General features: G+C 71.7%; 17 protein-coding genes, 3 tRNA genes and 1 pseudogene. 7 read left to right on the top strand and 14 right to left on the bottom strand.

What is annotated here, in order from left to right; genetic code table 11:
• Positions 1-43: 43 nt before the first annotated feature.
• The 7 genes and pseudogenes from JL106_RS22460 to orn all read right to left on the bottom strand — a co-directional run.
• Positions 44-808: pseudogene (locus tag JL106_RS22460) on the bottom strand (DUF1206 domain-containing protein); the annotation flags it as partial.
• 33 nt (positions 809-841) lie between these two features.
• Positions 842-1,060, bottom strand: coding sequence for a hypervirulence associated TUDOR domain-containing protein (locus JL106_RS07795; protein ID WP_205260142.1), 219 nt, complete (start codon positions 1,058-1,060; stop codon positions 842-844).
• A gap of 358 nt (positions 1,061-1,418) precedes the next feature.
• On the bottom strand, positions 1,419-2,981 hold the full coding sequence (locus JL106_RS07790; RefSeq protein WP_205260141.1) for a DUF2252 domain-containing protein: 1,563 nt from the start codon (positions 2,979-2,981) through the stop codon (positions 1,419-1,421).
• Positions 2,982-3,096: 115 nt separating this feature from the next.
• Positions 3,097-3,816, bottom strand: coding sequence for a glycoside hydrolase family 16 protein (locus JL106_RS21975; protein ID WP_205260140.1), 720 nt, complete (start codon positions 3,814-3,816; stop codon positions 3,097-3,099).
• Positions 3,817-3,875: 59 nt separating this feature from the next.
• Positions 3,876-3,951: transfer RNA gene (locus JL106_RS07780), tRNA-His, on the bottom strand.
• Between the two features lie 2 nt (positions 3,952-3,953).
• A tRNA-Lys gene (locus JL106_RS07775) sits at positions 3,954-4,026 on the bottom strand.
• 92 nt (positions 4,027-4,118) lie between these two features.
• Positions 4,119-4,736, bottom strand: coding sequence for an oligoribonuclease (orn, locus tag JL106_RS07770; RefSeq protein ID WP_205260139.1), 618 nt, complete (start codon positions 4,734-4,736; stop codon positions 4,119-4,121).
• A 107-nt stretch (positions 4,737-4,843) separates the two neighbouring features.
• Here orn and JL106_RS07765 point away from each other — a divergent pair, with 107 nt between their 5' ends.
• The 4 genes from JL106_RS07765 (at position 4,844) to JL106_RS07750 (ending at position 8,499) form a co-directional block, all read left to right on the top strand.
• A complete protein-coding gene (locus JL106_RS07765; protein ID WP_205260138.1) occupies positions 4,844-6,502 on the top strand; it encodes a helicase HerA-like domain-containing protein in 1,659 nt (552 codons plus the stop codon).
• Positions 6,503-6,627: 125 nt separating this feature from the next.
• A complete protein-coding gene (locus JL106_RS07760) occupies positions 6,628-7,464 on the top strand; it encodes a hypothetical protein (RefSeq protein ID WP_205260137.1) in 837 nt (278 codons plus the stop codon).
• Between the two features lie 246 nt (positions 7,465-7,710).
• Positions 7,711-7,974, top strand: a complete 264-nt coding sequence (locus tag JL106_RS07755) for a hypothetical protein (RefSeq protein WP_205260136.1) — start codon at positions 7,711-7,713, stop codon at positions 7,972-7,974.
• A 381-nt stretch (positions 7,975-8,355) separates the two neighbouring features.
• Positions 8,356-8,499 carry a hypothetical protein gene (locus JL106_RS07750; protein ID WP_205260135.1) on the top strand — a complete coding sequence of 48 codons (144 nt, stop codon included), beginning with the start codon at positions 8,356-8,358 and terminating at the stop codon, positions 8,497-8,499.
• 139 nt (positions 8,500-8,638) lie between these two features.
• Here JL106_RS07750 and JL106_RS07745 read toward each other — a convergent pair whose 3' ends face one another.
• The 7 genes from JL106_RS07745 to JL106_RS07715 form a co-directional block, all read right to left on the bottom strand.
• Positions 8,639-9,157 (bottom strand): hypothetical protein, encoded by a 519-nt coding sequence (locus tag JL106_RS07745; RefSeq protein WP_205260134.1) that lies wholly within the window; start codon positions 9,155-9,157, stop codon positions 8,639-8,641.
• Positions 9,158-9,918: 761 nt separating this feature from the next.
• Entirely contained in the window at positions 9,919-10,296 is a 378-nt protein-coding gene (locus tag JL106_RS07740; RefSeq protein ID WP_205260133.1) for a hypothetical protein, read from the bottom strand.
• A gap of 16 nt (positions 10,297-10,312) precedes the next feature.
• Entirely contained in the window at positions 10,313-10,708 is a 396-nt protein-coding gene (locus tag JL106_RS07735; RefSeq protein ID WP_205260132.1) for a hypothetical protein, read from the bottom strand.
• A gap of 283 nt (positions 10,709-10,991) precedes the next feature.
• Positions 10,992-11,465 (bottom strand): zinc finger domain-containing protein, encoded by a 474-nt coding sequence (locus tag JL106_RS07730; RefSeq protein WP_205260131.1) that lies wholly within the window; start codon positions 11,463-11,465, stop codon positions 10,992-10,994.
• Positions 11,466-11,619: 154 nt separating this feature from the next.
• Positions 11,620-11,820, bottom strand: coding sequence for a helix-turn-helix transcriptional regulator (locus JL106_RS21970; protein WP_205260130.1), 201 nt, complete (start codon positions 11,818-11,820; stop codon positions 11,620-11,622).
• A gap of 190 nt (positions 11,821-12,010) precedes the next feature.
• Positions 12,011-13,414, bottom strand: a complete 1,404-nt coding sequence (locus JL106_RS07720) for a tyrosine-type recombinase/integrase (protein WP_205260129.1) — start codon at positions 13,412-13,414, stop codon at positions 12,011-12,013.
• 127 nt (positions 13,415-13,541) lie between these two features.
• Positions 13,542-13,615, bottom strand: a tRNA-Arg gene (locus JL106_RS07715).
• Positions 13,616-13,773: 158 nt separating this feature from the next.
• Between JL106_RS07715 and JL106_RS07710 the strand changes: the two genes are divergently transcribed.
• The 3 genes from JL106_RS07710 (at position 13,774) to JL106_RS07700 (ending at position 17,211) form a co-directional block, all read left to right on the top strand.
• A complete protein-coding gene (locus JL106_RS07710; RefSeq protein WP_328841729.1) occupies positions 13,774-14,358 on the top strand; it encodes an RNA polymerase sigma factor in 585 nt (194 codons plus the stop codon).
• An 83-nt stretch (positions 14,359-14,441) separates the two neighbouring features.
• On the top strand, positions 14,442-16,559 hold the full coding sequence (locus tag JL106_RS20810) for a cytochrome c oxidase assembly protein (protein WP_205260127.1): 2,118 nt from the start codon (positions 14,442-14,444) through the stop codon (positions 16,557-16,559).
• A 154-nt stretch (positions 16,560-16,713) separates the two neighbouring features.
• Positions 16,714-17,211, top strand: coding sequence for a single-stranded DNA-binding protein (locus JL106_RS07700; RefSeq protein WP_205260126.1), 498 nt, complete (start codon positions 16,714-16,716; stop codon positions 17,209-17,211).
• Positions 17,212-17,354: the final 143 nt, after the last annotated feature.

Here is a 17,354-nt window from a genome sequence, read left to right as displayed (position 1 = left end):
GGACACCGAACGCGGCCAGCCCGAGCGCCATGGCGGTCAGCAGCCAGGTCCCGGCCGGTGCCTCCTGGAGGGTGCGCAGGGCGTCGTCCAGACCGCCGGCCCGCTCCGGGTCGGCGGTGATCGCCGCCGAGCCGAACAGCACGCCGACGACGGCGATGACGATGCCCTTGGCCACGTAGCCGACCGCACCGAGCGTGATCACCCGTCGGTCGACGCCACCGCGCAAGTCCTCGGTGAACGACCGTCGCACGCCCTTGACCACCTGCCGGACGCCGACGGCCAGCACGGCCACGCCGACGGCGACGACCAATACCCGACCGGCGGTCACGCCCAGCAGTCGGGCCGTCCAGTCCTCCTGTTGCTGATCGCCGGAGCGCGGACCGCGCAGCACAGTGGTGACGGAGGTGACGCACAGCGCGACGTACAGGACCGCGCGCCCGGCCGAACTCAGCCGCTTCCCGGTCCGCCGGTCACCCTTGTCGCGGTGGCCCCAACCTGCCTCGAGCACCTGCCACACGGTCAGGACGGCGAACCCGACACCGATCACCCACAGCAGCACGGCGCCCACCGGGTTGCCGGACAGTTCGGCCAGCGCGCCCTGCTGGGATGCCTCCTGCTGCTCGCCACCGCCCAGGTCCCTGGCGATCTGCAGGGCGATCCAGGCGATGAGCAGGTGCACCACGCCGTAGGCGACCAGGCCGACGGTCACCAGGTGCCGGAAGGCCGGGTGCTGCTCGGTCTGGGCGTTGGCCCGACCCGCGGCCCCGGCGGCACTCCGGGCGGAGCCTGCATCGGGACGATCACTCATCGGTCCACTCTGCTCGACCCGGGCGGCCGCGGCTCAGTCCTTCTTCAGCGCGCCCGGCTTGTGCACCGCCTCGCCGCCCGACCTGTCGCTCCGCACCAGGTACTGCGGATCGTCCTGGCTGGCCCGGACGGTGCGGCCGGCCTCCTCGGTGTCGGAGGTGATCTTCTTCTCGACCGTGCCGTGGGCGGTGCCGCCGTGCGACTTCCACGTCACCTCGTCGCCCTTGGTGAAGCTCTGGTCGTCCGTGGCCATCGTCGTCCCTCCGGTCGCTGCATGGTGTCGTGTGGTCGTCCGGTACCCGCCTCCGATGGGGTCGACGCGAGCGGGCGGTAATTCGCTTGCCGGGCGCCCGGGGCGCCGGCGTACCGTGGCGGTACACGGGAGAGGAGGTGGTCCTGAGTTGAACATCAACAGGACTCGTGAGGTGGTTGGCCGCTAGGCCACGATCACCGTCGGGCAGACCACGTCGTGGATGACCAGCGTGGCCGTGTCCTGGCAATTCCGGACAATCACCCGACCCCCGGGCCGCCGACCTCGTCCAGTCGGCCCGCGCTCCCGCACCGTGCGGGGGAGCGGACCAGGCCCGGGGGTCGTCCGCGTCCGGGACCGGTCAGACCCCGCGCTCGATCGGGAGCCGCCCCTGGCGGACCGCCGTGACCATGGCCGCGTGGTCGACCTCGGTCTGGTCGGCGTACGCACGGGCGAACTTCGACAGCGCCCGGTCCACCTTGTCCGAGTCGCCGAGGTAGCCGGAGATCATCGACGCACCGCTGGTGCGGGCGTGTCCCTTGGCCAGCAGCCGGCCGACGATGGCGGCGTAGTCGTACAACGCTCCCGGGTCGATCGCGTCGAGCGCGACCGTGCCCTTCATGTTGCGGAACTGGCGCACGTAGTACTGCGTGTGGGCGCCGTCCTGGCCCGCTCCGCTGGTGCCGCGCACGGTCGTCCAGCCCAGCAGCGGATCGCTGACCGTCTGCAGTGCCTGCTGGTACTCGACCACCCGCTGCCCCTGGTGCCGGTGCCACGCCGACGTGCCGTGCACGTACGGGGCCAGCACCGACCGGCGCGCCTGCTTGAGCTGCAGGAAGACGACGTCGTCCGGGCTGCTGCCCTCGAGCAGCGCGACGTACGCGCGCAGACCGACGCTGCCGACCCCGACCACCTTGTGGGCGATGTCGACGAGGGTGTACCCGGCCAGCGCGCGCCGCCAGTGCGGGGCGAGCGTGTCCAGGTAGTCGTCCAGGGCCTGCGCCACCGCGTCGTACTCGCCGGTGGGCAACGGCGTGATGAGCGGCGGCTCGGCCACGATCCGGCGGCGGCCGCGGTGCCGGGTGGTGAACCGCGGCAGCGCACGGTCGCTGGTCCGGGATCGGGCCCGGCGCGCCGCCCGGGCGATCTCGTCCCGGAGCGAGCGCTCGTTGGCCCGGTGCCCGGCCGCCTCGGCGGTGAGCCGCTGGTAGCTGCGGGACAGCAACGGCTGGTCGGCCAGGTACGCGACCTCGTCGCGGTACCCGGCGACGCAGGACATGGTCGCCGCGCGGCACTGGTCCTCGGAGGCCGAGTTCTGTCGACCGGCCACCCAGATGCTGGCCACCAGCCGGCGCAGGTCCCACTCCCACCCGCCGGGGTGGGCCTCGTCGAAGTCGTTGAGGTCCATGACCAGGTCGCCCTCGGCCGACCCGTAGAAGCCGAAGTTGCCCAGGTGCGCGTCGCCGCTGACCACCGGGGTGATGCCGGTGGCGGGCAGTCGCGCGACGTCCTCGGCCATCACCACGGCGCTGCCGCGGAGGAACCCGTACGGCGACGCGACCATCCGGCCGACCCGGACCGGCACCAGCCAGTCGAGCCGGCCCTGGTGCGACTCCTCGACGAGCGCGACAGGATCGGGACGGTCGGTCGGCGGCCGCCAGTCGGCCAGCGACGAACGCGGGACCGTGTGTCGCAGCCGTCGGCCGAGCTCGTAGCGCTCCTGCCGGTCGACCGGGCGCCGGCGCAGCGAGCCGTACGCCCGGGCGTCGACGTTGGCCAGCACCGAGTGCAGTTGCCGGGCGTCCTGCTCCGGCCCGCCGTCGTGCGCCGCGGGACCCGGGTTCCCGTTCCGGTCCGGCGAGCCGTCGGCGGTGTCCGCCGGGAGGTCCGGCTGGGCACCTGCGTCCGGGACCGAGGCGGTCATGGTCGCCTCCTGGGGCGGGCTCGGAACCGGTTCGCCCGGGCGGGCTGCCGGGACCGGCGGGCGGGCGCCGCCGGAGTCCGGCAGTCGGTCACCTTAACGGCTGCCCGGCCCGCGCTCACGCCGTCCCGGCCAACGACCAGACGGCGACCCAGTCGACCTGGACCCGGCCCGCGGCCCCGACCGGGGTGACAGCGCCGGCGGTCTCGGCCTGCAGGGTCCAGCGCATGTCGCGGCGCGGGATGGCGGTGGGATCGGTACTGCTCCAGGCCCGGTCGTCGAGCAGGAACCGGACGCGGTCGGGTGCCCACTCGATCACGGCGGTGTGCCAGTCCACGGTGGTCGTCCCGGTGTCCACCGCGAAGGCGTTCCGCGCCGGATCGCCGGTCACGTCGTGACTGAACCCGTGCACGGTGCCGCCGAGATCGGCCTCGGGCAGGTTGATCTCGCCGTCGGACCAACGGTCGCTGGACGGCCAGAGCAGGAAGGCGATCTTGTAGCCGGGCACCCGGTCGGCGCGGAACCGGATCGCGTACCGGCCGTACGTCTGGCCCCACCAGTCCATCAGCGTCGGCGCCGCGACCCGCGGGACGCCGTCGGCGGTGTGCAGGTGGTAGTCCAGCAGCGAGTCGTGGACGGTGAGGACCCGGTCCGGGTCGTACCGGCCGCGGCCACTGGTGTCGGCGAAGCCGTCGTACCCGCGGAGCGCGCCGTCGTACCGGCTACCGATCTCACCGAGGCCCGCGTCGGTCTCGAAGTCCTCGACGAACCGCGACCGCCACCGCAGGCCGCCGGAGGCGACGTCCCCGGTCGGGGCCGGTCGACCGCTGCTGCTCACGCATCATCCGGAGGTTCGGGTCCGGGAACGATCCAGCGGGCCGCCCGGGGGAGGAAGAATGGGGTGAGCGACGGGACTCGAACCCGCGACAACCGGCACCACAAGCCGGGGCTCTACCAACTGAGCTACGCCCACCGTGCGCCATCAGGGACTCGAACCCCGAACCCGCTGATTAAGAGTCAGCTGCTCTGCCAATTGAGCTAATGGCGCGTGGCCCCTCGCGGGGCCGATCGGCCCGCCGACTGCGTGGCGAGCCGAGAGGGAACTCTACAGGTTGTTGGGCCCAGCCGTGAAATCGCTGGTCAGGACGGCTCTTCGGACAGCAGCAGCGGGACCCGGGCCGCGGCGGCCTGGGCCTGCTCGCTGGTCGGTCCCGGTCCGGGGACGAAGACCGTCTCCCGGTAGTAGGCCAGTTCGCGGACGGACTCGGTGATGTCGGCCAGCGCCCGGTGGGCCAGCCCCTTGGGCGGCTGCGAGTAGTAGACCCGCGGGTACCAGCGACGGGCCAGCTCCTTGATCGACGACACGTCGATCATCCGGTAGTGCAGGTGGGCGTCCAGTTCGGGCATGTCCCGCGCCAGGAACCCGCGGTCGGTGGCGATCGAGTTGCCGGCCAGCGGGGCGGTGCGCGGCTCGGGCACGTACTGCCGCAGCCAGTCGAGCACCTGCTGCTGCGCATCGGCCAGCGTGAGCGTGGACGCCCGGACCTCCTCGGTCAGCCCCGACCGGGCGTGCATCTGCTCGACGACCTCCGGCATGCCGGCCAGCACGTCGTCATCGGCGTGGATGACCAGGTCGATCCCCTCGCCGATCAGGTTCAGCTCCCCGTCGGTGACCAGGGCCGCGATCTCGATCAGCGCGTCCTTGCGCAGATCCAGCCCGGTCATCTCGCAGTCCACCCACACCAGCTTGTCGTTCACGGGCACCGACCCTAGCCGGGGATCGGCGGGCGGCGTCGCGGCCGCCGATCCGCGACGCCCACCGCGCCGGCGTGACGCTGCGCAGGCCCAGGGGGAAGGATCGGCCGATGACCTCCTCGACGCCGGCCGCCCAGCGCATCGCCGCGGGCTACCGCACCACCGCACCGGCCGTGGTGCTGGGCTCGGTGGTGATCGACGGCACCGCGGATCCGACCGCGCTGGTCCGCATGGCCCTGCCGATGTTCAACCGACACGGCCTGGTGGCCGGGGCGACCGGGACGGGCAAGACCAAGACCCTGCAGCTGATCGCCGAGTCGCTCTCGGCCGCCGGGGTGCCGGTGGTGGTGCCGGACGTCAAGGGCGACCTGAGCGGACTGCTCGAGCCGGGCCGACCCGCGCCGGCGATCACCGACCGGGCCGAGCAGACCGGCATGCCGTGGTCGCCCCAGGGCTGCCCGGTGGAGTTCCTCTGCCTGCCCGGGGCCGGGCAGGGCGTGCCGCTGCGGGCCACGGTCGACTCGTTCGGTCCGGTGCTGCTGGCCAAGGTGCTGGACCTCAACGCCACCCAGGAGTCGACCCTGGGCCTGGTCTTCCACTTCGCGGACCGGGCCGGCTTGCCGCTGCTCGACCTGGCCGATCTGCGGGCGGTGGTCGCCCATCTGCTCAGCGACGCCGGCAAGCAGGATCTGACCGACCTCGGCGGGGTGGCCCGGTCGACCGCCGGGGTGATCCTGCGGGCCGTCACCAACCTGTCCGCGCAGGGCGGCGAGGCGTTCTTCGGCGAGCCGGAGTTCTCCGTGACCGACCTGCTGCGCCGCGCGCCCGACGGCCGGGGCGTCATCTCGGTCATCCAGGCCAGCGCGTTGCAGACCCGGCCCGTGCTGTTCTCCACCTTCCTGATGTGGCTGCTGGCCGAACTGTTCGAGGAGCTGCCCGAGGTGGGCGACGTCGAGCAGCCGGAACTGGTCTTCCTGTTCGACGAGGCGCACCTGCTGTTCGCCGACGCCTCCGCGGCGTTCCTGCAGGCGGTACAACAGACGGTCAAGCTGATCCGGTCCAAGGGCGTCGGCGTCTTCTTCTGCACCCAGCTGCCGACCGACATCCCCGGGCCGGTGCTCTCGCAGTTGGGAGCCCGGATCCAGCACGCGGTGCGGGCCTTCACCCCGGACGACCAGCGGGCGCTGTCCACGACGGTGCGCACCTACCCGGTCACCGAGGACTACGACCTGGCCCGCGCGCTGCCGGGGTTGGGCACCGGCGAGGCGATGGTCACCGTGCTGTCCGAGTCCGGGGCGCCCACCCCGGTGGCCTGGACGCGGTTGCGGCCGCCCCGGTCGCTGATGGCCCCGCCGCCGGCGGAGGCGCTGACCGCGACGGTCGCCGCCTCGGCGCTGCGACCGAAGTACGACGTCGCTGTCGACCGGGAGTCGGCCTACGAGCTGCTCACCGGGCGCCTGGCCGAGGCCGCCGGTCGGGCGCCGGCCGCCCCACCGGCTGCGGTGCCCGGCCCCGGCGCGCCGCCCGGGCCGGTGGAGTGGCCGTCCCTGGTGCCGCCGGAGAACCCCTACCTGGGCAGCGGCCTCGATCTCGACCCGGTGAGCCCGCCGGTCGGCGGGCCGACGGCCGGCGGATCCACCGGCGGCGGCCTGGGCGACCTGCTGGGCAGTCCGGTGCTGACCTCGTTCGTGTCGTCCTTCGGGGCGGCGCTGGGCGGCGCCCTCGGGCGGTCGGTGAGCGGCACCCGGCGACGTCGCCGCCGCCGCTGAGGGGGGCGGCGGAACGTCGGCGGGCGTCCGGACGTTCCAGCAGGGACGGGGCCCGGCGGACGTCGGGCGCCCGAGCGGCACGCCGGCCGGGTCGGCGGTCCGCGACGAGCTGAGGGGAAGTTGCCGTGGACGCGTTGCTGCTGATCGTGCTGGTCCTGGTGGTGGCCGCCGTCGCCGTGTGGTTCGTGCAGAACCGCCGCCGGACGTCGGCCACGTCGCTGCAGGACGCCCAGGCGGAGGCCCGCCGGTGGGTGGAGCGACTCGGCGGCCAGGTGTACTCGCTGGACGCCGGGGACAACGCGCCGGCACGTCAGGCCCTGGCGGACGCCTCGGAACGCTTCACCGCGGCCGGCGCCCAGGTCGATCAGGCCCGCAGCGAGCAGCAGTACCGGCTGGCCCAGCAGACCGCGTACGAGGGCCTCTACTACGTGCGGGCGGCCCGCACCTCGATGGGTCTGGACCCGGGGCCGGAGCTGCCCGCCGTGCCCGGCCAGCAGCAGGCCGGTGCGGTCACCGAGGACCGGCAGGTGCAGGTGGACGGCCGCCAGTTCGAGGCGTCGCCGGATCCCAGCGACCGGGCGTCGCACTACTACCCGGGCGGCATGGTCGCGGGGAAGCCGGTCCCGCGTGGCTGGTACTCGGAACCGTGGTGGAAGCCCGCCCTGGTGGCCGGTGCCTGGGGCGTCGGGACGTACCTGATCGCGTCGTCGCTGTTCGCCGGCATGGCCGGCGTCGGCGCGTGGAGTGCCGACGGCGGGTACGACGCCGGGTACGAGGACGGTCTGGCCGATGCGCAGGCCGACGGCGGTGAGCTCGGCGACGGCGGCGATGCCGCGGGTGGCTACGACGCCGGCGGGTACGACGCGGGTGGGTACGACGCGGGTGGCAGCGACTGGGGTGGAGGCGGCGACTGGGGTGGTGGTGGTGGTGGCGACTTCGGCGGCGGCGGCGGCGACTTCTGACCTGCGCCGACTGCGGGTCCAGGCGCGCCCGGCAGGATTCGAACCTGCGACCCGAGGATTCTCGCTTGAGCTGTCGCGGCGCGTCGATCGCTGCGAGGGCTAGGCGCATTGCTGCAGTTCACGGCAGGTTCACCTCGCACTCCGTGTCGACGGATGTCGACGACTGCATGGTTGAATCCGTGCAGTAAGCGTGCACTGAGTCGCAGTGCACGGATTCCCTCGGGAGGACCACCGATGCACACCTACGTGACCGAGTTCGACCACACCAGCAGGACCGGAACCGCTGTGCTGCCGCTTGCGTACGCACCTGCGGTGCTGCTTGAGGTGACAGCCGAGTTGGCCGCGCTCGGTGCGCGGCTGACGTGGCCGGACGAACAGGTCGAGTTGACCGACACCGCCGTGATCTACGGCGTCGTGCCGGCCGAGACCCCACTCCCTGCGGCGGTCGTGGCGGACCTCGCGGAGCTGGAACGGCGAGTCATCGACCGGAGTGCTCTCGCCTCGCTCTGACCCGAGACGACAGACGGCCCGGCTCCCCTCGGTGGGGGACGCCGGGCCGTTGGTGTCTTCACGCTGTGCCGCGTTCGCGTTGGTGTCCTGGTGATCCGCTGTCCGGTCGTGCGCGGTCGCCTCAGCGACGCGCTGAGGGGACGTGCTGAGGGGGTGGGGAGGGACCCCCAAACCGATGGGGCCGCCACTCCCAGTCGATAGCGCCTCGGATCGCGCCCGAGTTCTGACGTCTTGGTGAACGCTCAACTATCCGGTACTCGCTGACGACCACAAGATGTGGTGGTCATCGGCGTGTCGACGCCTAGGACGGCGGAGCGCACATAACGTTGATCACGAACGCACGTACGAAGCGTGCCGGAACTAGGAGGGAGGGACACCACCGTGGGCAAGAAGGCATCTTCTGCGGGATCGGGAGGGGGCAAGATCGCCCGCTCCTCGATCTCCGGCAAGTTCGTGCCGCTCGCATACGCCGCCAAGCATCCGCGAACGACACAGGTTGAGAGCACGGGCACGAAGAAGAAGTGACCCGGGTCCTCGTGCGACGGCAGGTCAGGCGGCAACCTGACTGCCGACGCGTCAGAGGACAGTAGCGCGACGCCCCTCCTCCTGTTCGGAGGAGGGGCAGTCGTGTCACTCAGCCGTTGAGCGGGTTGGGCCGGTTGCGTCAGCCGCGACGGGCCAGTGCCGCCGCTGCGGTGTTACCGGCCCGTCCAGCGATCGAGTCGGCGATCTCCCGGAAGATCGCGTCCGGACGATCCCGCGACAGCGTCGTGTCGCGGAACGGGCTCGCGCTGTTCAACGTGTTAATGCCAGCGGCGGTCAGCGCCGCCCGCGCGGGTGCAGTGTCGGCCCACGCGGCAGCGTGCGCCTGCGCCAGCTCCGCGAACGCCTCCCGCAGTGCCTCGGTACACCGCTCCTGTGCCGCCCGGTCGGCCGACCTCAGGGCGGCCTCCGCCTGGGTGCCATTGTCGATGGCCTCGCGGCGCGCGACCTCGGCGGCACGGCGGTCCTGCTCTGCCTGGACCGCAGCCGTCAACGCGGCGATGTCCTCGGCCTCCTTGGCCTTGCGGACGTCGGCCTGGCTCAAGTTGGTGTCGCCCGCGGCGATCCGATCGCGGATCGCCTGCGGCAGTTCGACGGCGGCGACCTCCTGGTCGCTGACGGTCGTGAAGTGCTCGGTCATGTTTGACCCCTCTGCGCCCTCATGGGGCGCGTCTCAGACGGGCCGGAAAGTCCGGCAAGAAGGTGATTGCCTAGGCCGCCGCAGAACGGCGGTCTCAGGGCCGCACGCCAGTGCGGGAATCGGCACTCCACGCTGATGCGTGCGTGCGCTGGACCGACTAAAGTCGGTACTCCTGACGGCGGTAATCCCGCCGGAGGTGTTCCTTGCGCAGTCGCGGGCGCTCCTGCCCACTCGCGCGTAGAGGAACGGGCGGTAGCCCGTTCCGACAGCCTCACCGTTGTTCGGCTGGCTCCTGACGGCGGAAGCCGGGCAGGACCGTTCACGGTTGGGGACCGCGCGGTAGCGCGTCCCCTCTGTCAGTTGCGGATCCGGGTTTCGGATTCCAAGTCCGAAACCCTTCACAGGTCCGTCAGCGGACCCACGGGTCCGCCCGTTCCGGGGAAGGTCCGACTCTTGTGGGTCGGCCCTTCAGGTAGCGCCGGCTCTCAGGTTCGCCGTCGAATCGGGACGGGCTGGGCCAATGCCCAGCACGGACCACGGTGTTCCTGTCGTCTCCCTCGTTGGTCGCCGTCAGCACCGGCCGACCTTTCGGGTCGGACGGAAGGGGGAACGCACAGTGACCCCTATTGAGAGAGAACTTAGAGCCGTTTGCGTTTCCGCAGGTCAGCACGGTCGCCGATTCCGGCCGTCCCGGACGATCAGTCCAGCCTTTTCGGCGTTTTCCCAGGTGACGCGTCCAGAGTTTCCGGAAACTGCCCCGGTCAGCCCGCGCCGTAGCGCAGTCCTTCCCGGTGGTGCAGGCACTTGGTGTCACCAGACGTGGTCTGCCCGACATGGCGAGGAACGACCAGGCACCTGGGGTCCGATTCGGCGGCGAGCGTTCCACGCTCGACCGCCCGTGTGATGGCGTCGTAGACGCTGGACCGACCAGCCAGCTTCCATGCGCCGTCACCGTCGTCGTGTCCGAGTACGTCCCGCAGTTCGTCGGCTGCGAACTCGGCATGCCCGGCTGCGTTCATCCGGGCCATGGCGGCCGACTCGATCCGCTCGACCGCGCGAAACTCGGGAGAGCGGGACCGCCGGTCCCACTCGGCCCGAGCGACCGCGCTCCACTTCTGCGCTCCACCAGTCGGTTCCATCCCGAACTCGATCCTCCTACCGGCTGCCACGGCGGTACCTCGCGATGCGCGGAACGATCAGACGAAGCTCGGTGCGTCCGTCCTGTGAGCGGCCGTGCCGCTCGGCGTAGCCCAGTCCGACCAGCGTGTCGACCGCGCTGGACACGTCGGCCTCGGTGCACTGGACCGCCCGCGCGATCGTCCGGGACTCCACCCGGACGAACTTGGTCGGCCAGTAGGCGGTAGCACCGACCATGAGGCCGATGTACCGCACGCGCGGCTCCGTGACCCGCACGTCGCGCGCCAGAGTGGCGAGCCAGAGCGAGCAGCGACCATCGGCGCTGTCGTGGAACGCCCGAGAGTCATAAGCGCCCGGCGACGACTTGCCGGCCTCGGCCAGCGCCTCGTCCATCGTGAAGCGGCGGAAGCTCATCCGGCAGCCCTCCGTCGTGGATCACGGAGGGCCACCCGGTCATCCCCTCCGAGTCCGAGATACCCGAGCTCGGCCAGCGTCTGCAGGCCGGAGCGGACCGTCTCAACGCTCAAACCCAGCCGTGGACCATCCAGCTCAACCCAGACCGGACGCAGCTCCAGGCCGATCGGTCTGGCCCGAGCCTCGGCCAACAGGCCGACCGTCCGCTCGGTCGGAGTCAGGTCGTCATCGTGGAGGACGCCGTTGAGCCAGAGCACCCTCCGAACCTGCTCACCGGCCCGGCTCACGCGGCCCCCGGCTGACGTGCCGCCGACGCAGCGCGACGGCGCACCTGATGGGTGCCCTGAGTCAGCTCGATACCGTTCGCGGATTCGCAACGCTCGTCCGCTTCAGCGCCGCACCGCTTGCACGGCACCGAGAGGTCGAGCACGGGGAGTTCGATCGGTGCCGGGGTCACCGGCTGTGCCACGAACTGATCGCCCGGGTAGTAGTGGACCGCCGTCCGACCGAGCCGGGTCGACGTGACGGCGACCAGGTCGCCACGACTCTCCGCGTCGTCGAATACCGGCGTCAGCAGGTCGAGCGAGAGCCCGACGAAGTCCCGCACGCTCGGTCCGGTCGCTTCGCCGTCGCGCATGCCGACGACGGCAGTGCTGATCCGCACGACGCTGCCGATCAGTCCATGCTCGGCTGGGCTCGACTCGGTGCACCAGTCGGGCAGTTTGAACCGCTTCCAGCGGTCCTTGTAGTCGTCCAAGGGTCGATCCATCTCCGATGGTTCGTAGGGAAGTGCCCGTTTGAGGACCGACTGGCGGTCCTAGAACCGATCAGAATCGGTCCGGAGGGTGATCACACCCGGGGCAGAGAGATCGGGCCGCAGAATCGGCCCTCAGGGATGCTGCGATGCCGCCTTAGGCGGCAGGCTGGTCGATGGTGCCGACCTTGTTGTCGTCCAGCCAGCGTTCGATGTCTTCGCGGCGGTAGAGCACGCGACCACCGGCTCGGATGAATGCCGGTCCCTTCCCCTGGCTCCGCCAGGTGCGCCAGGTGGCGTCTTTGATGCGGTACTCCGCTTCCGCCTCGCGCGTGTCGAGAATCGCGGGATTGTTCACGATCAGGCTCTCCTGCCGACTGTCCCAATTCGGTACCGACGCCAATCGACGGCCCGCTGAGGGACGTTCTAGCACGGCCCTCCGCGCTTGGTGTCCGGTTTTGGTGTCTGACCTGCGCCAATGCACCAGGAACCAGCTCGACGCAACCGGGATCATTCAGCTAAAGAATGCCGTTCCGTGGAGCCGGTGTTTACAGGGCGGCGACCACGTCCGGGTCGGTCTGCCGACCGCGTCCGAGGTACCCGGAGGTCGTCTCGATCTTCGTATGACCGACCAGGTCCGCGATCTTGTGCACGGGGATGCCTCGCTCTGCGAGCGAGGTGACCCGCCACTTGCGGGCGGAGTGCCCACGGGCGAAGTCCACGCCGTGCCGGGCGAACAGTTCGGCCACGGCCCGACTGAGGTTGCGGGGGTCGCGCCACTGCTCCGGTTTCGCTGGGGACCCGAACACGGGCGACGCCGGAGGGTTCTCCATGTTGATGCCGAACCGTCGAGCGCGACGGGCCAGGGCGGCCCGTGCCCACGATGCCAGCGGCACAACCCTGGTGGAGCCGCGCGTCTTGGTGGACTCCTGCCGGACGGTGCCCGTACCGGCCCGGGTGGTCAACGTCCCGGAAATGTTCACGGTCCCGGCGACCAGGTCCACGTCCTGCCACCTGAGGCCGGCAACCTCACCGATGCGGGAGCCGGTGGCGAACATGATGGCCGCCAGGTCGGCCACGTCGAGGCCGTTGAACCGTTCGGCCATATGGCCGTGCCGTGCCTTGGCCCGACCCGTGCCCGGGTACCAGGCTCGGGCGCGCGGGTCCCGGGTGAGCCCGGAGAGCAGCGCGCGGACCTCCTGGTCCGTCGGTGCCCGGTGGTGGTCGATGCCGGTGGTCCGGACGACGACGTTGGGGATCGCGTTGCGAGCCCCGACGACGGGGCTCATCGGCACGCGGAGAGCGGCCGTCTCCACGGCCAGGTCGAACGCGCGGGACAGCACGGCCCGGGCGTGCACGGTGCCGCCCTTGCCGTGACCCTCGGCGCAGTCGCGGAGGAAGTCGCGGACGGCGGCCACGTCCACCTCACGAGGCAGCATGGTGCCGATGGGGTGACCGGTGATGTGCTGCGATGCATAGCGGTAGTCCTGCTGCGTCTTGGCGGCGAGCCGGGCCACGTCCGGCGACGCCAGGACGCGCGCCACCAGATCAGCGACCGTGGTCGTGCGGTCGCCGTCAGCCGCCTCGGCGGCTGCGAGCACGGCCGCCTCACGCCGCCTCGCCAGCTCGGCCAGCTTGTCCTCAGCGGCCCGCTGGGTGGCCGCCTCGGCGGCTCCCTTGGTGGGTCGCCAGCGGCGGATCATGTGCTCGGTGCCGTCCACATCGACGGCGCGGCACAGTCCGCGCCACCGGGTGGGCACGAACTCGACCATGCCGGTCGGCGTCTCCACCTTGACCGGCTGTCCGACCCGGAGCCCCTTGGGGTAGTCCAAGACCTCCCCGCCGTCCGTCGTCGGACGGGGGATGACGAACTCTGCGCCGTCGCCGTCGATCCCTATCGGGACGACGGCGATCGGACCGACGGAACCAGGAGCGATGCGGTGACGGGGCATGCCTCGATCGTACCGCCAAACCGTGCACTCTTAGTGCACTGGTACGGATGAATCCGTGCAGTAGGCGTGCAGTGGCGGGGTCGAGCGAGGGGAAGAAAGGGAGGTCGATGCTCTGACCAGCGCAAAGCGCGCCCGGCAGGATTCGAACCTGCGACCCGAGGATTAGAAGTCCTCTGCTCTGTCCAGCTGAGCTACGAGCGCTGACGAGGCTGAGGGTAGCGAAGGCGACCCGATGATCCGTCCGGACGAGCTGCATGCCGGCCGCACCCCGCCTTGATCGGGCTGTCACAATGCCGGGCGGGAACGGCTGTCGTCGGCGTGCGCCACGTCGACGGGAGGCCACCCGGATCCGGTGGACGGTGAGCGGGAGCGACCTGGTGGCGACGATCGAGGACGTCAGCGAGCTGGTGACGGCCGCCAATGCCGGCGACCGGAACGCCTGGAACCAGCTCGTGGAGCGGTACCTGCCGTTGGTGTACTCGGTCATCCGGCGGTTCCGGTTGTCCGACCGGGACGCCGAGGACGTCAACCAGACCGTGTGGCTGCGGCTCGTCGAGCACCTGCCCGACCTGCGGGAGCCCCGCGCGGTGCCCGGGTGGATCGTCACCACCACCCGCAACGAGGCGCTGCGGGTGCTGCGGGTGCACGGTCGGTCCACGCCGGTCGACCTGGCCGCGCCCGACGCACTGCCGCTGCGGGCCGACCTGCCCGACTCCGACGACGCGCTGCTGGCCGACGAGCGGCAGCGCGCGCTGCGCGACGGACTGGCCGAGCTGTCGCCGCAGCACCGGGAACTGCTGCTGTTGCTGGTCGCCGACCCGCCGGTCCCGTACGAGGAGATCAGCCGTCGGCTCGGCATGCCCGTGGGCAGCATCGGTCCGACCCGAGCGCGCTGTCTGAAGAAGCTGCGCGAGACCGAGGCGATGCGGCGCTACCTGGCCTGACCGATCCGGCGTGATCGTCTGGTGTCACGCACGCCACGGTCGAGGAGCGGGTCACCGTCCCGGCCGGCAGTACCCTCGATCGCGTGTCAGATGCCCCGACGCTCGGCGCCTCGGGCCGGCCCGGGGTGGACCGCTGGCGCGTCACCTCGGCCGTGGTCGCCGCGGCGCTGGTGGCCATGTGCGTCGCGGTCGGACTGGCCGCCTCGGTCGCCCCGCGCGTCCTCATTCCCGGACTGCCCGACGCCGGACGACTGGTCGAGTACGCGCTCCCGGCCGTCAAGGCGCTCTTCGACCTGACCGCCGCGCTCACGGTCGGCTGGCTGCTGGCCGCGGCCTGGTTCTGTCCGCCGCAGCGGTCCGGTCTGCTCGACGTGGGCGGCTACCGGTGTGTGCAGGCGGCATCCCTGTCGGCCGGTGTCTGGACCGCGGCCTCGCTGGCGCTGATTCCGCTCACCTTCGCCGACTCGTACGGCGAGCCGCTGCTGGACGCGCTGTCCGCGGACCGGATCCTGCTCGGCCTGGAGGTCTCCGACGCCGTCCGCGGCTACCTGGTCGCGGCCGTGGTCGCGGCCGTGGTGGGACTGATGTCCCGGGTGGTGCTGCGCCGGTCCTGGACGTTCGCCCTGCTGGTGGTCGCACTGATCGGCGTGCTGCCGCAGGCCCTGGGCGGGCACTCGGCCCAGTCCGGCGACCATGACGTCGCCGTCGACACGATGATCTGGCACCTGCTCGGGGTGTCGGTCTGGGTGGGTGGACTCGTCGCCCTGCTCGGCCTGGCCCGGCAGCGGGCGCCGCACCTGGACGTGGTCGCGCGCCGGTACTCCTCGGCGGCCCTGGTCGCGTTCGTCGCGGTGGCGTTGTCCGGAATGGCCAACGCGGTGGTCCGGCTGGCTGCGCTGGACGACCTGTGGCTGACGGACTACGGCCGACTGGTCGTGCTCAAGGCGGTGCTGCTCGTCGCGCTCGGCGTCCTCGGCTGGCTGCACCGGCGGCGGACCCTGCCGTTGATCCGGGACGGGGGCGACCGACGCCCGCTCATCCGGCTGGCCACGGTCGAGGCGCTGCTGATGGCGGCCACCATGGGCGTCGCCGCCGCACTGGCCCGCACCGCCTCGCCGCCGACGTCGGCCACCGTGCCCAGTGACCTGGAGCTGGTGCTGGGCTTCGACCTGGACGGACCCCCGGACGCGATCAAGCTCCTCAGCGAGTGGCGCTTCGACTGGCTGCTCGGCCCGGCGGTGATCGCCGCGGCCGCGCTGTACATGGTCGGTGTGGTCCGGCTGCGCCGGCGTGGGGACCGGTGGCCCACCGGGCGGCTGGTCGCCTGGCTGCTCGGCTGCCTGCTCGTGCTCGTCGCCACGTCGTCCGGGCTGGGTCGGTACGGGATGGCGCAGTTCTCGGTGCACATGATCGCCCACATGGTGCTGGGCATGATCGCCCCGATCATGCTCGTGCTGGGTGGTCCGACGACGCTCGCCCTGCGGGCGCTCCCGGCGGCCGGCCGGGACCAGCCGCCGGGCGTCCGCGAAGCGCTGGTGGCGGCGCTGCACAGCCGGGTCACCCGCTTCCTGACCCACCCCATCGTGGTGTTCCTGCTCTTCGTGGGCTCGTTCTTCGCGCTGTACTTCACCGGACTGTTCGCCACGCTGATGGACTCGCACGTCGGTCACGTCGTGATGAACGTGCACTTCCTGGTGGTCGGGTACCTCTACTACTGGGTGATCATCGGGGTCGACCCCACCCCACGTCGGCTGTCGCCGCTGATCAAGCTGGCCATGCTGCTGGGCGCCCTGCCGTTCCACGCGTTCTTCGGGCTGGCGCTGATGAACTCCCGGAGCGCCATGGCGACCGACTACTTCGGGTCCCTGGCCCTGCCCTGGGTGCCCGACCTGGTCGACGACCAGCAGCTCGGCGGGGCGATCGCCTGGGGCGCCACCGAGCTGCCGATGATCATCGTGGTGGTGGCGCTGCTGTCCCAGTGGGCCCGGTCCGACGACCGGGAGGCGCGGCGGCTGGACCGCCGGGCCGACACCGGCCAGGACACCGAGCTGGACGCGTACAACGCCATGCTCGCGCAGATGGCCGCGCGCTCGGCCGGCCCGGGCACGCCGGGTTCCGGTGATCCGACGCGGCCGAGCGGTCCGGCCGGAGCATCGGCGGACGACGCCCGTCCGGATCACGGGACCGGTCGGCCAGCCTGACCTGGGTTGTCCCCATGGCTGTGATCCGTCCACACGACGGCTGCGCCGTGGTGCCCGCACCCCTCGCCCGGCGACGGTGGACCTCGTCCGATCCGGTCCCGTCCGCACCGTCGTGCGGCCGGCACCGGGCCCAGTGGAGGAACGAGGTCCTGCCATGCGCACCGATGCCGCCAGCGTCACCATCGTCGGCCGAGCCGCCAACCAACCCGCGCTGCACGGCGCCGGGCCCAGCGAACGGGTCCAGTTCCGGGTGATCTCGACCGAGCGGCGCTACGACCCCGGGTCCGGGACGTGGACCGACGGGGACGAGTACGCCGTGCAGGTGACCTGCTGGCGCTCGCTCGCCGGTGGCGTGATCTCGACGGTGCGCAAGGGCGATCCGGTGGTGGTGCTCGGCCGGATCGTCAGTCGCCGGTACGAGAAGAACGGCGAACCGGCCTGGTTCACCGAGGTCAAGGCGGACGCGGTGGGGCTCGACGTGGCCCGGCTCGGCGGTCGGATGCGCCGGACGGACGAGCAGCTCCGGGCCACGGACAGCATGGACTCCGGAGCCGCCGGGACGGGAACCGGGTCCGGCGGTCCCGATGCGGACCTTCGGGGTGTCCCGGTGGGCGACCCGCCGCAGGACGACGACGGACCCCAGCCGGCCTGACGGCGGTCCACCGGACGCGGCGGCAGCATCGGGCGGTACCGACTGGACGCGGTGAGGCAGACTGTGGGGCGGTCGCTGCGCCGGTCGGTCCCGACCAGCCACGGCCAGCAGCCGGCGGCGGGGACGGGCCGCCGAGCAGCCCA

Source organism: Nakamurella leprariae (assembly GCF_016918035.1).
Classification (GTDB): Bacteria; Actinomycetota; Actinomycetes; order Mycobacteriales; family Nakamurellaceae; genus Nakamurella; species Nakamurella leprariae.
The sequence above is the reverse complement of the archived record's forward strand: the minus strand, read 5'-3'. Positions and strand labels throughout refer to the sequence as shown.

What these genes read in the sequence shown, in the direction of transcription:
- JL106_RS07700 (WP_205260126.1), top strand. Translation starts at nt 16,714, where the DNA reads ATGCGCACCGATGCCGCCAGCGTCACCATCGTCGGCCGAGCCGCCAAC.
- JL106_RS07790 (WP_205260141.1), bottom strand. Translation starts at nt 2,981, where the DNA reads ATGACCGCCTCGGTCCCGGACGCAGGTGCCCAGCCGGACCTCCCGGCG.
- JL106_RS07720 (WP_205260129.1), bottom strand. Translation starts at nt 13,414, where the DNA reads ATGCCCCGTCACCGCATCGCTCCTGGTTCCGTCGGTCCGATCGCCGTC.
- JL106_RS07735 (WP_205260132.1), bottom strand. Translation starts at nt 10,708, where the DNA reads ATGAGCTTCCGCCGCTTCACGATGGACGAGGCGCTGGCCGAGGCCGGC.
- JL106_RS07795 (WP_205260142.1), bottom strand. Translation starts at nt 1,060, where the DNA reads ATGGCCACGGACGACCAGAGCTTCACCAAGGGCGACGAGGTGACGTGG.
- JL106_RS07745 (WP_205260134.1), bottom strand. Translation starts at nt 9,157, where the DNA reads ATGACCGAGCACTTCACGACCGTCAGCGACCAGGAGGTCGCCGCCGTC.
- JL106_RS07740 (WP_205260133.1), bottom strand. Translation starts at nt 10,296, where the DNA reads ATGGAACCGACTGGTGGAGCGCAGAAGTGGAGCGCGGTCGCTCGGGCC.
- JL106_RS07765 (WP_205260138.1), top strand. Translation starts at nt 4,844, where the DNA reads ATGACCTCCTCGACGCCGGCCGCCCAGCGCATCGCCGCGGGCTACCGC.